Source organism: Colidextribacter sp. OB.20, assembly GCF_009911595.1.
In the GTDB taxonomy this organism is placed as follows: Bacteria; Bacillota; Clostridia; order Oscillospirales; family Oscillospiraceae; genus Lawsonibacter.
On sequence record NZ_QWKG01000091.1, the window covers coordinates 1 to 13024 of the forward strand.

Here is a 13024-nt window from a genome sequence, read left to right on the forward strand (position 1 = left end):
GACGGCGATGATCCCACTCAGATCGTCCTGGTGGAGTACGACGCTGACGGCAAGCTGGACAACATCACCACCGGCCGCCTGAGCGACATGAAGAACGGCCTGGAGACCACCAAGAACAAGGAGACCCAGAAGGATTCCGAGGGCAACACCGTGACCATCGAAACCTGGGCTGTCGTGGTGAAGGCCAAGGGCTCCACCGGCAAGGACGCCACCACCGCCCGCGTGGTTTACATTGTCAACCGTCCCGTGGAGTTCTACTACAAGGACGCCAACGACAAGACCCAGACGGGCTACTATGACTACAGCGTCGCCGTGGAGGACGGCAAGTTCGCCGTGACTGTGGATGCTCCCAAGCTGGGCGCCGGCGAGGTCATCAACGAGATCATCATCCGCGACGCCGACGGCAAGATCATCGACCGCATCACCAAGAATATCCCCGAGATTGTGGGCGGCAAGATCAGCCTGATCGTGCCCGAGGATGCCGCTGAGATCGAGTTCGTCACTGGCGAGTACGTGCCTCCTGTCGATGAGACCAAGGCTGCCATCACCGTCAACTTTGACGCCGGCGTGGAGTCTGTCATGATCGGCGAGACTACCGTCACCACCTCCGGCGGCAAGGCTGTCGTCACCAAGGACACCGACACCGACATGACCATTAATCTCAAGAAGAACTTCGAGATTAAGGATGTCGCTGGCGCTACTCTGAAGGCTGAAAACGTCTACACCATCAACGTCTCCGAGGACGGTGCGGTCACCATTACCACTATCGACGCCTCTCAGCAGGTGCTGACCCTGGCTGGCCTGCTTGGCCCCAAGGCTGACGTCAAGGTGTATGTGAACGGGGATCTTTACTCCGGCACTGTCAACGAGGAGGATAAACTCGCTGGTGTTCAGAGCACTTATACCGTTCCTGCCGATGCGAAGATCGTGATCAAGCTGGCGGCTGACAGCAGCATCACCAGCGCCAAGACCGTGAAGGTTGGAAGCACCAGCGTTACGCTGGCGGACGGCGGCGCTGCTTGGGGCGACACCATCGGGTTCACCATGCCCAAGACCGCTCTGACTCTGAATATGACCGCCGCTGATAACCTGAACGACGGTGACAACGCGGCTCCCGAGGTCATCACTATCACCCTCAATGGCGGCGTGACTGCCCAGTACAAGCCCGCTGGCGCTGGTGCTGAGTATGCCGACGTCGTGAGTGGCGAGGCCGTTGAGAAGGGCGGCAGCCTGAAGATCACCGGCAAGGGCACCGGCGCGGCTGTTGTTGGCGCTCTGACTGTGGCCGGCAACTCGAGCGGAGCTGCGAGTGTTGCCGATCTGGCGACCAAGGCCCTGGAAACCGTAGCGACTGACGGAACCGAGTTGACCGGGACGGTAGACTCCAGCATCGAGCTGTGGTCCGCTACCGTGGTTAAGACCACCGGCACAGACGTTACCGCCAAGGGCAAGGTCCTGGCTGCCAACGACGCCGATGCCAGCGCGACCAAGACCAATGGTATCTATATCCCCGTTGATACCACTTTGACCATCGCCGGCGGCGACTTCGACGGCTATGTGGTCACCAACGAGACCGGCATCATGCACGCCGGCGAGAGCCAGGCTACCCTGACCGTGACCGGCGCTGATGCCTGGAACATCTATGGCGCCACAAAGCTGAGCATGGGCGAGGGTGTCCAGGCTACCTACGACACCAACAAACACCCCGTTGACGGCGACTTCGTGAACGCTGCCCAGGAAGTAACCTTCACCGCTGTGAAGGGTGACGGAACTGAGGATGCGGAGAAGGTCGTTGTCAAAGACAAGGCCGACAAGGGCTACGGCAGTGCGGTCACTGATCCTGAGGTGGTTGACGGCGACGAGACCTACGTGGCCTACACTAAGGTTACCCTGAAGATCAACGGCGGCAAGCTTGAAATCGCCAATCCCGTAATTACAGGTAAGTTCCTTACGATTCTCACGGGTACTTCGGCGGCAGATGGCGATGTCATCGGTATTGCGAAGGGGACCCCGATCATCATCACTGGTAGCGCTGCTGCCGATGAGAAGATCAAGGTGTCTGAGGGCGCTACCGACAAGACAAGCGATTATGTTATCGACGGAAGCGACACCATCGGGACTGCCACCAGCGCGCCCGAGGCGTCTATTGAAGTCGGCGAGAAGGCTCTGACCATCGAGCAGGCATAATTCCAAAAACCCTAAGCATTCGCGAAACTTTGCCCCGGGCCGCAAGGCCCGGGGCTCCTTTCATTCTTTAATAGAAGACTGCCCAGAAGTCGTAGACCTCCACGGGGCTGCCGGTTTTGCACTCCATCTCCAGAGTAATGATACAGTCTCTGTTGACGGGAAGGCCTGAACAGGTGTATTCAAAGCAGACAGCGGTGCTGTGGGCGGAGCTGGGATCATAGAAGCTGCGGATTTTCTCCATAGACTGCCCGTTGACCGTAGGTGTGACACGATCCCCGGAGCAATGGAGCCACAGTTTGCAGTGGGTCATATCTGTTCCAAGGTTAATTCGGCGTTCCGCGGTCACCGTCCCCACGGCCCCAGCCCCAGTGAGGCTGGCCTTGTCGTTGGCCACCACTACCCCGCCGGTGCAGTCGTAGCCAGAAGAGACCACAAAGGCCTCGCAGACCATACCGCGGCAGCTGATGCCTCGGCGGTTCGCCGCCTGGTCTACAATGCCAAGCTGTCCCGCTTGGTAAGCGATATTTGTCGCCAGTCTGTCCAAAGCCGCCGCCCGCTCCTCCAGGCCGGACAGGGCAGCCTCAATTTTGGCGTTGTCAGCGTTGAAGTCGGTGCGCAGGACCCGGTCAGAGGCCTCCCACTGGTTGAGCTGGTAGTTGGTTGTTGCGTTCATCGTTCGTTCCTCCTTAAATTGTCTTGAGAATGAAAGAAGCCTTCCCCCTGGAAGGGGGAAGGTAGCACGGCGAAGCCGTGACGGATGAGGGTGGCTGGAGGGCTTTGAGCCCTCTGTAGGGCGGGACGACTCGGCCCGCCGCTTCCACCCTGATTCCAACGGCGCGCCGGGGTCGTCGCGCCCTACACACATCGCGTCCCCCTGAGTGTGGAAGGCCTTTTCCGCTCTCAATTACCGTGTGCAAGGAGGAAAAGTGGTACATTTCCATACATTTAATGGAAGTGAGGAGAAAGTGCGGCCAAACGCGCCGTGCTGATTATTCCAATTCGTTATAACCATTTGCTTGCCTCCCAAAATAGATATTTCCCTTTTTTGTTGGAATCCGATAAAATAATGATTGAATATTGCGGCATCCGCAGATACTGAAGGAAATCTGCCGCAATATGACAAACATCATTTTGGGGAGGAATCATTATGAAAAGGCTATTATCCGCAGCTATGGCAGCAGCACTTGTTTTTTCATTGGCTGGCTGTCAGAAGCAGACTCCCGTAAGCAGCGGCTCCAGCGGCTCACAGCCGGGGTCCGGATCAACGGTTCAGAACCCGCCGGACACCAGCGGGCAGGACTCCGACTGGAGGCCCGACGGACAGATTGAGCTGGTTGTCCCTTTTGGCGCGGGCGGCTCCAGCGATTTAAGCGCCCGTGCTCTGGTGCCCTACCTCCAGGAGGAGCTGGGGTGCTCTATTTACGTGAATAATATGAGCGGCGCGGGCGGCCTGACCGGCACCAGCTACGCGCTGAACAAAAAGGCTGACGGCTATACCCTTGTCTGGAACAGCACCCGCTGCGTCAGCCCTGAGGTCTACCAGTCCGACCCGCCCTACACCACCCAGGACCTCCAGGCCATAGCGGAGCTGACGGAGACCTTCAGCGTGATCGCGGTATCGAAGGACAGCCCCTTCGACACCGTGGAGGACCTTGTCCAGTATGCCAAGGATAATTCTGGCTTGAAATATGCCCACACAGGCCGCGGCTATAAAAACCACCTGACCGCCCTGACCCTGGACAGCCTGTATGAGCTGGGCATGACCGAGGTTCCATACAGCGGAGACGCGGACGCCTGCACAGCGGTTCTGCGCGGCGACGTCTCTGTGGGCTTCATCTCCCTGACAACCGCCTTCACCCAGTATGAGGCGGGAAACATGAAGATTCTGGCCGTGTGCAACGGCACGCGCAACGACAAGATCCCCGATATCCCCACCCTCGGCGAGACGGAGTATCCGGTGGAGGATATTGTGTCCTATATCGGCCTGTTCTGCGCCAAGGATACACCCGCCGAGATTGTGGAGTCTCTGAGCCGGGCGGTGGAGAAGTGCATGGAGGCCCCCGGTCTGCACCAGGACCTGGAGGCCATCGGCCAGTCCCCCACCTACCGCAATTATGAGGACTTCGGCGCTCTGGTGGACAAGGTGAACGGCATAGTCGGTCCTATCTGGAAGGACGCCGGGCTTCTGGAGTGATCGCTCCCTTCATGCCGGAGCAATTTGGATAAAATGGTGGCATCTATGAAAAAGAACACAGATTTCAAATATTCCCTTGTCTGTATCCTGTTCAGTCTGGTCTTTTTGGTATGGCTGATCCCGGCCTATACGCCCAAGTCAACCATTAAAGGGGATCTCGCCTCCGCCGTTCTCCCCAATATCATGATGGGTATTATTCTCATCTGCGGCGTGGTTATGCTGGTGAAAAGCCTGCTTACGCCGAAGGGGGAGGAGGGCGCCCAAAAGGCGGACGCGGTACGGCCCGGACGGCTGGCGGCAGTTCTGATTCTCCTGCTCGCCTACCTGCTCGCCCTGAACTATGTGGGCTTCTATGTGACCACTGCGGCGGCGCTGCCTCTTGCGCTGCGCTATTTCAACCCCGGACTGCGCTGGTGGAGGATCGCCTGTGGTACGGCGGTGCTTCTCGTGTTTGTATTCCTGCTCTTTGAGCTGGGACTGGCGGTGAAAATGCCCCGGGGCGTCCTCCTGTAGTCCGGAAAAGCGGGGGTCTTACTGCGGGGCCCGGGAGAAATCCTGCCCGGGTCCCGTGTCCCGAATTACAAAAATGACAAGGATAGGGAAAGATCAATGAATGACATTTTAACTGGCATCGGCCTGGTCTTTGGAGTCCGACAAATCGGAATGATGTTTTTGGGGGCGATGATCGGCATCATTGTAGGCGCCATACCGGGCTTGACCGGGACGATGGCGATCGCCCTGGTGCTGCCGATTACGCTGTATGTCTCGCCCTGGCTGGGGATTCCACTGATTCTGGCCATCTATAAGGCCTCCACCTGGGCGGGCTCGGTGGGCAGCATTCTGCTCAACACTCCGGGCAACGCCGCCTGTGCCGCCATGGCGCTGGACGGCTACCCCCTCAAGCAGGAGGGCAAGGGACTGAAGGCGTTGAAGGCCACCCTGCTCAGCGGCGTTCTGGCGGATTTTCTCAGTGATATCATCGCCATTCTGGTCTGCGCGCCGCTGGCCAGCATCGCGCTGATGTTTGGCCCTCCGGAGTTTATGCTCCTGGTCGTTATGGCCCTGATGGTCATTGCCACCGTCGGCTCGGGGAACTTCTTTAAATCTATAATCGCGGCGGCCTTCGGTCTGTTTCTCGCCCTGGTGGGGCTGGACCCGGTTCTGGGCTCCCCCCGGCTGACCTTTGGCATGTATCAGCTGATGGACGGCATCCGCCTGGTCCCCCTCCTCATCGGCTCCTTCGCTTTTTCCGAGATGATCCAGCGGATGGCCGACATGCGGGAGGACGCCGCCGCCGTGCGGGCCACCATCGACAGGAGCAGGCAGCGGGAGAACAACACCCTCTCCATCAAGGAGTTTTTCTCCCACGCCGGCGCGATCATTCGCTCCACCCTGATCGGCACAGGAATCGGCATTCTGCCCGGAATTGGCTCGGGCGTCTCCCCCTGGGTGGCCTACTCCGCGTCCAAGCGCGCCAGCAAGCGCCCGGAGGAATACGGAAAAGGCTCTCTGGAGGGGCTGATGTCGGCCCAGGCCGGAGCCAACTCTGTCAGCGGGGCAAATCTGATCCCGCTGCTCACGCTGGGCATCCCCGGGGACACCGTGGCCGCCATGCTCATTGGGACGCTGGTGGCCCACGGAATCAATCCGGGCCCGCTGATTTTTGAGCGCAGCCCGGAGGTGATCTACGCGATCTACGCCACGCTGATTATATGCGACGCCGTGTATCTGCTGGTTGGCTGGGTCACATGCCACACCGTAGGTCACATCACGATGGTGAAAAATTCGCTGCTGGTCCCCTTTGTCACCGTCCTCTGCGTCGTCGGCACCTATGCCTATAACCGCTCCTTCTTCGACGTGATGGTGATGTTTGTCTTTGGCATCATCGGCTGCGGGATGAAGCGGACCGGCACGAACATTCCAATCTTTGTGATCGCCTTTATCCTGGGTTCTATCTTTGAGACAAATCTGAGGCAGTCTCTGGTGCTGTATGACGGAAACCTGCTGGGCATATTCGGCCGGCCAATCTGTATGCTTCTTGGCGCCGTTCTGGCCGCGGTGGTGGTCCGGAAGCTGGTCCTCTATTGCAGAGGAAAAGTAAATGAAAAAACAGGGAAGTAGAGTAGGGTTGCTATGAAAACAATTCTGGTTAATGGATGGATTTTTGACGCGGTAGACGGCAGGGTAAAAAAGAATGGAGCGGTCATTCTGCGGGACGGCATCATTGAGGCGGTTCTGCCATACCAGGCGCCGGTTGACCTGTCGGCCGCCGACCTTGTGTATGACCTGGCGCAGCTGGAAAACGCCTGTCTGCTCCCCGGCCTGATCGACACCCATGTGCATTTGGCCTTCGGTGGTGTGGACAAGCGGGAGAAGTCCGACAATCTTCAGTATCAGGAGATACGCTATGTCCACAACGGTGTGGTTACGCTCCTCAGCGGTGTTACCACCGTGAGAGACTGCGGCGCGGCGGATAATCTGGACGTAAACTATAAGCGGGCGCTCAGCCGGAACATGGTTCCGGGCCCCAGAACCCTGATCTGCGCCCAGCCCATCATTGCCACAGGCGGCCACTGCACCTATATGGGCCGGCAGGTCGACGGCCCGTATGAGGCCCGCAAGGCCACCCGGGAGCAGCTGAACAAGATGGTGGATTTTATTAAGATCATGGTAACGGGCGGGCTGACCACCCCCACAGGGACGCCGATGGACGCCCAGCTCACCATGGATGAGATCTCCGCCGTGGTTGAGATTGCCCACATGAACCACCGCCAGGTAAGCATTCATATGGAGGGCGGCCCCGCCCTGATCCCCTGTATCGAGGCGGGGATCGACACGGTGGAGCACGGGATCTACATCACCAGGGAGGATGTTCTCTGCATGAAGGAGCACGGCACTCCCTATATTCCCACCCTGTCCGGCATCCGTATGATCGGCCTCCACGGACAGGAGGAGGCGGTTCCTATCGACTATCTCACCGTTGAGAAGTGCCTCCAGGCATCCCAGCGGCATCGGGAGAGCTTCCAGATGGCGATGGAGGCCGGGCTGCTGATTGGCGCCGGCACAGACTTTAAGCACGGCATGCTGGGGACCGAGCTGGAGGTAATGGTGGAATATGGGATGTCCGCCGGAGATGCCCTGCTGACCGCGACCCGAAACGCGGCCCGGATTCTCTGCATTGCCGACCAGGCAGGCACCATCGAAGCCGGAAAACGGGCCGACCTCCTGGTGGTCAGCGGCGACCCTTCTGCAAATATCTCCAACATCAAAAACACCAGGATGGTGTTTCAGGATGGCAGGCTGACCGTTCAGGACGGACTGCTGGTATTCCCCAGACAGTACCTCCCGGAGCCTGTGCAGGCCATCACAAACGGGAAATAGTTTTACGCAAAACGCCCTGGACGGCCTGAGCCGGTCCAGGGCGTTTTGCCTTATCGGAGGTCCTGCTCCCTTCCCGACGGCGATTCGTCCAGATCAGGAATCTGCCGGCAGATGTCCCGAATGGTTTTTGTCAGCAGTACTCCCCCTGTGCGGCGGTCCTCTTTTTTCCAGACCGCCATAATATCAGAGGTCAGGTCCTCCCTTCGGCAGGTCAGTGAAACAAATTTGATTCCCGCAATAAAGGAGTTTTTATAGGCGTGGGCAATTCCCAGCCCCTGACCGCTCTGGATCATCATGGTGTAGGAAAAAGGGTCATCGCAGCGGTGAGAAATTTTGGGCTCCAGGCCGTATTTGCGGCAGAGCAGCACCATATCATCATGGCCCTGAGGGGAATCCTTTTGAAACAGCGTGATAAAGTTTTCATTTTTCAGCTCTGAAAGGCACACAGATGAGCGCCGGGCAAGGGGGTGATGCTCCGGCACCAGAAGGTACTGATACATAGTGCAGACCTTTTCCCGGTGCAGATTTTTTAATGAGGTGCAATAGCCATCCCGAAGTATGGCAAGATCAACCACATCATTCTGGAGCGCGGTGATAACCTCATAGGGGGAATCGTTTTTCAGCAGAATATCCATATTGGGCTGCCGGGTTAAAAAGCCTTCCACAACGGCCAGAACAATGTCTTTCAGCAAAGTGCCGTAGTAGCCGATCCGAATGGACGGAATCGCCTGGGAGGCCGCCTTCTCCTCCGCCCAGCTTTTCAGCTGCTGATAGTCGTGAAGCAGGGCACGGACCATGTGAAGGCACTCCTGCCCCTCCGGAGTCAGCGCCACCATATGTCTGCTGCGGTTAAACAGCGGCACCCCCAGTTCTTTTTCCAGTTGTGAAATCTGCTTGCTCAAAGAGGGCTGGGAGATATACAGCTGCTTTGCGGCCTTGGAGTAGTTTAAATAGGCCGCTAACGTGGAAAAATACTCCAGACGTTCAATATTCATCCAAATCGCCTCGCGGATTTTGTAGTTGCATCAAGTATAACACACTTTTCAAAAATCGAGTAGACGCTGTTAGAAAAATGGAAATATACACAGTGGCGAAGGATTTTTCAAACAAGCCCTGGCTTCGATATGGGGGTTCCTTCTGGTTTTCGTAATTCTGTAGGACCGGCAAGGGGCGTGACGGCTTTTGCACACTTGCATATCTTGTCCGTATGTGTTACAATCAACAGCACTACGGATGAAAGAGAGGACTTTCCTATGTTTAAGGACAACCTGGCTCTGGTGAAGGCGCAGGACCCTGTGATCGGGGATATGATCGAGCTGGAATTTAAGCGGCAGGACCGGAACATTGAGCTCATCGCCTCTGAGAACATCGTCAGCGAGGCGGTGATGGCGGCCATGGGCTCGGTGCTGACCAACAAGTACGCCGAGGGCTACCCCGGCAAGCGCTACTACGGCGGCTGTGAGGACGTGGACCTGGTGGAGCAGGAGGCCATCCGGCGGGTGTGCCAGTTGTTCGGCGCGTCCTATGCCAATGTCCAGCCCCACTCCGGGGCCCAGGCGAACATGGCGGTGTATCAGGCCCTGTGCCAGCCCGGCGACACGGTGCTGGGCATGAGCCTGGACAACGGCGGCCACCTGACCCACGGCTCCCCGGTGAACCAGTCCGGACTGCTATACAACATCGTCCCCTACGGGGTGAACGAGGAGGGTCTCATCGACTACGACGCCCTGGAGGAGCTGGCCCGGGAGAAGAAGCCCAAAATGATTATTGCCGGGGCCTCCGCCTACCCCCGCGCCATCGACTTCGCCCGCTTCGCCGAGATCGCCAAGGGAGTGGGGGCCTACCTCTTTGTGGACATGGCCCACATCGCCGGTCTGGTGGCCGCCGGAGTCCATCAGAACCCGGTGCCCTACGCCGACGTGGTGACCACCACCACCCACAAGACCCTCCGCGGCCCCCGGGGCGGCGTCATTCTCAGCCGGGACGAGGAGCTGGGCAAGAAATTCAACAAGGCCATCTTTCCCGGCACCCAGGGCGGCCCGCTGATGCACATTATCGCCGCCAAGGCCGTCTGCTTCCAGGAGGCCCTCCAGCCCTCCTTCCAGGAGTACGGCCGGAAAATCGTGGAGAACGCCCAGGCTCTGGCCCAGGGGCTTCTGCGGCGGGACCTGAAGCTGGTCTCCGGCGGGACGGATAACCACCTGATGCTGCTGGACCTGCGGGGCACCGAGGTCACCGGCAAGGAGCTGCAAAACCGCCTGGACGAGGTCTATATCACCGCCAACAAGAACGCCGTGCCCAACGAGCCCCTCAGTCCCTTTGTCACCTCCGGCCTGCGGCTGGGCACCCCCGCCGTCACCACCCGGGGCTTCGGGCCCGCCGAGATGGAGCTGATTGCCGGCTGGATTGCCGACGTGGTCTTTGACTTTGAGAACAGGGCGGAAGCCGTCCGCCAGGGCGTGACTCAGCTGTGCGCCCGTTACCCGCTGTATCGCTGAATGTAAAGAGCACCCATTGAGGGCCGCCCGTCAGGGCGGCCCTTTTCCATGTTTGGAGAGGGATAAGTGGTCGGTTTTCCCGGACAGTCGGTCGGTTCCCGGGGCAGAAGCTGTGCTATAATAAAATCACAGTACCGCTTCCGCATCCGCCAGACAGGAGGTTACCCGCCATGAAAGCTTCCTCATTTCTGCATTTTGCCCGCTTCGGACTGCGGACCATTCTGCTCCGGAGGCAGGACCCCATTCTGGGCACCATCATCCTGACGGACAAGTGCAACCTCCACTGTAAGCACTGCTCTGTCAACAACATTACCGCTGTCATCCACCCCTACCGCCAGGTTATCGGGGAGATGCGCCAGCTCTATGAGATGGGGGTGCGCATCCTCTTCTTCTGCGGCGGCGAGACCTTCCTCTGGGCGGACAGCGGCAGAACCCTGCGGGACCTGGTGATCGAGGCCAAGAGGATGGGGTTTCTCATTGTCAACGTGGTCACCAACGGCACCTTCCCCCTTGACCTGCCTGAGGCCGACCTGATCCTACTCAGCCTGGACGGGGACCGGGAGCGGCACAACGCCATCCGGGGGGACACCTACGACCTGATTTTCCACAACATCCGCCGGGCCCCGGCGGACAACATCTGCTTCTACATGGCCATCAACCAGATCAACAAGGACGCCATCCGGGAGGTCTGCCTGGCCGCCCGGGACACGGAGCACGTCCGGGCGGTGTCCTTCAACTTCCACACCCCCTACCCGGACACCGAGGACCTGGCCCTGTCCAGAGAGGAGAAGGCGGCCTGCTGTCAGGTGATCGCTCAGATGATGAAGGAGGGCGCGCCGGTGTTCAACCTGAAGAGCGCCTTCCCCTGTCTGATCGAAAACCGTTTCCCTACCCCCTGCCATCAGTGCGTGGTGATGGAGAACGGGAGGCTCAGCACCTGCGGCCGGTGCATTGAGGTCCCCGGCCTGTGCGAGCGGTGCGGCTACTTCTTCGTGGCCGAGTACACCCTGCTCTTTCGGGGAAACCCGCGGGTCATGCTTGATATGCTGAGGACCTACCTCAGATACATATAGGAGGGCACTATGAGCATTGTCACCAGTCTGACCCGCATGTGGCTGACCCGGTCGGTGAAGCCCTTTCGCTTTCACAAGGAGTATGATCGGGTTCTGCCCTTCGGGGACTGTGAGAATCTGGGCCTCTATGTCCATATTCCCTTCTGCCGGCAGCTGTGCGGCTTCTGCCCCTACTGCAAGGAGGTCTATGACCCGGAGAGGTGCACCCGCTATCTGGACGCTCTGATTCAGGAAATCCACACGGTTGGCGGGCAGCTCCCCGGGAAAAAGCAGGCCACCAGCCTGTATTTCGGCGGCGGCACCCCCGCCCTGGCCGCCGGACGGCTGAGGGAGGTCATCGGAGCTCTGGAGGAGCACTTCGTCATCACCCAGGGCATCGGGGCGGAGCTGCATCCGGACAATGTGACCGTTCCCGTCCTGCAAGCCCTGCGGGAGGCCGGCGTCACTAAAATCAGCATCGGTGTGCAGTCCTTCCAGGAGAAGTACCAGAGCCTTCTGGGCCGGGCTCCGGTGGACAGGCGGGCTTTGGCAGACGCCCTGGCTGCGGTCCCTTTCGAGGCGGTGTCCATGGACTTTATCTTCGCCCTGCCCGGCCAGACCTTTGAGGACCTGCGCGGGGATCTCGACGCCGCCTTTCACAGTGGTGCCAACCACGTGGCCATCTACCCCTTTATCGACTTCACCTTTACCTCCAGCGCCGTCCCGGCCATGGGAAAGCGGGAGAAGCGGCTCCTCCTGGACCGGATTACCCGCTGGTGCCTGGACAGGGGGTACGCCCGCAATTCCATCTGGACCTTCTCCAACGAAAAGGAGGCTAGTTACTCCTCCATGACCCGGGACAGCTTTCTGGGCTTTGGCTGTTCCGCCGCCACCCTCCTGCGGGACCAGTTCAAGATCAACACCTTCTCTGTGGAGGAGTACTGCGGGCGCGTTGACAGCGGAGCCCTTCCCACCGCCCTGACACTCCGGTTCACACCCCGCCAGCGGATGGTCTATTACCTGTTCTGGACGGCCTACAGCACCAGAGTGGACGCGGAGGCCTTCCGGCACTTCTTTGGCATCCCGCTCAAAAAAATGTACGGCCTGGAGCTGGCCCTCGCCAAACACTTGGGCCTTGTTACGGAGCGGGACGGAGTCTATGAGATGACGCTGAAGGGTGCGTTTTACTATCATTATTACGAGAATTTCTATACCCTGGCCTACATTGATAAAATGTGGGGGCTGCTGCGGAAGGAAGCTTTTCCGGAAGGAATGGAGCTTTGAGTGATGAGGTGTCCCCGCCGCACAAGTCTACCAAAAGTCTACCAAAAAAGCCGCCAGGCTCCTGCAACCCAGGGCCCGGCGGCTTTTTCGTTTTCCGGGACATCTACCGGATGTCTACCAGGATAACTTTTTTATGCCGAAGGGGCTGATTTTTCGGATTTCCTCCAGGTTTTCGCAATCCTGAGAGCCAGGCAAGGGGAGTGACACCTTCGTAAGGGGCTGGAAAGTTGAGAAAACCTCGAAAATTTTGGGGAAAGCGACGAAAATTGTTTCTAGAATGTTAAATCTTCCGGGGCTACCAAGAGCCCGTCAGGTAGACCGGAAGGACCGACAGACTGGAGCAAAGCTTGAAGTTTTCTACCAAGACGGCCCCTCTCATGGCCGGAAAAACTTAAAAGGAGGAAACACTCTATGAGAAACCTGAAGCG

10 protein-coding genes are annotated in these 13024 nt (G+C 58.7%); 8 read left to right on the forward strand and 2 right to left on the reverse strand.

All coding sequences use genetic code 11. The annotated features are described in order from the left end of the window. Positions 1-2187, forward strand: a 2187-nt coding sequence (locus D1641_RS17365) for a hypothetical protein (protein WP_160667971.1), incomplete at its 5' end; no start/stop codon positions are given. Between the two features lie 67 nt (positions 2188-2254). Here the strand turns inward: D1641_RS17365 and D1641_RS17370 are convergent. Further along, a complete protein-coding gene (locus D1641_RS17370) occupies positions 2255-2860 on the reverse strand; it encodes a hypothetical protein (protein ID WP_160667973.1) in 606 nt (201 codons plus the stop codon). Positions 2861-3334: 474 nt separating this feature from the next. Here D1641_RS17370 and D1641_RS17375 point away from each other — a divergent pair, with 474 nt between their 5' ends. The 4 genes from D1641_RS17375 to D1641_RS17390 all read left to right on the forward strand — a co-directional run bounded on the left by D1641_RS17375 (position 3335) and on the right by D1641_RS17390 (position 7762). Beyond that, on the forward strand, positions 3335-4381 hold the full coding sequence (locus tag D1641_RS17375) for a tripartite tricarboxylate transporter substrate binding protein (RefSeq protein WP_160667975.1): 1047 nt from the start codon (positions 3335-3337) through the stop codon (positions 4379-4381). 45 nt (positions 4382-4426) lie between these two features. Further along, the gene (locus D1641_RS17380; RefSeq protein ID WP_160667977.1) at positions 4427-4894 is read left to right on the forward strand and encodes a tripartite tricarboxylate transporter TctB family protein; all 468 of its coding nucleotides are present in this window, start codon (positions 4427-4429) and stop codon (positions 4892-4894) included. A 96-nt stretch (positions 4895-4990) separates the two neighbouring features. Next, positions 4991-6502, forward strand: coding sequence for a tripartite tricarboxylate transporter permease (locus tag D1641_RS17385; RefSeq protein WP_160667979.1), 1512 nt, complete (start codon positions 4991-4993; stop codon positions 6500-6502). A 12-nt stretch (positions 6503-6514) separates the two neighbouring features. Continuing rightward, positions 6515-7762: an amidohydrolase family protein gene (locus D1641_RS17390; RefSeq protein WP_160667981.1), complete on the forward strand. Its 1248-nt coding sequence runs from the start codon at positions 6515-6517 to the stop codon at positions 7760-7762. Positions 7763-7812: 50 nt separating this feature from the next. On the opposite strand, the gene D1641_RS17395 is transcribed toward D1641_RS17390, so the two are convergent. Next, positions 7813-8757, reverse strand: a complete 945-nt coding sequence (locus tag D1641_RS17395; RefSeq protein ID WP_160667983.1) for a LysR substrate-binding domain-containing protein — start codon at positions 8755-8757, stop codon at positions 7813-7815. Positions 8758-9015: 258 nt separating this feature from the next. Here D1641_RS17395 and glyA point away from each other — a divergent pair, with 258 nt between their 5' ends. The 3 genes from glyA (at position 9016) to D1641_RS17410 (ending at position 12596) form a co-directional block, all read left to right on the forward strand. After that, complete coding sequence (gene glyA, locus D1641_RS17400; protein ID WP_160667985.1) at positions 9016-10260, forward strand: serine hydroxymethyltransferase; 1245 nt, start codon at positions 9016-9018, stop codon at positions 10258-10260. Between the two features lie 170 nt (positions 10261-10430). Continuing rightward, positions 10431-11333, forward strand: coding sequence for a radical SAM protein (locus D1641_RS17405; protein WP_160667987.1), 903 nt, complete (start codon positions 10431-10433; stop codon positions 11331-11333). Positions 11334-11342: 9 nt separating this feature from the next. Next, entirely contained in the window at positions 11343-12596 is a 1254-nt protein-coding gene (locus tag D1641_RS17410) for a radical SAM protein (RefSeq protein WP_160667990.1), read from the forward strand. Positions 12597-13024 lie beyond the last annotated feature (428 nt).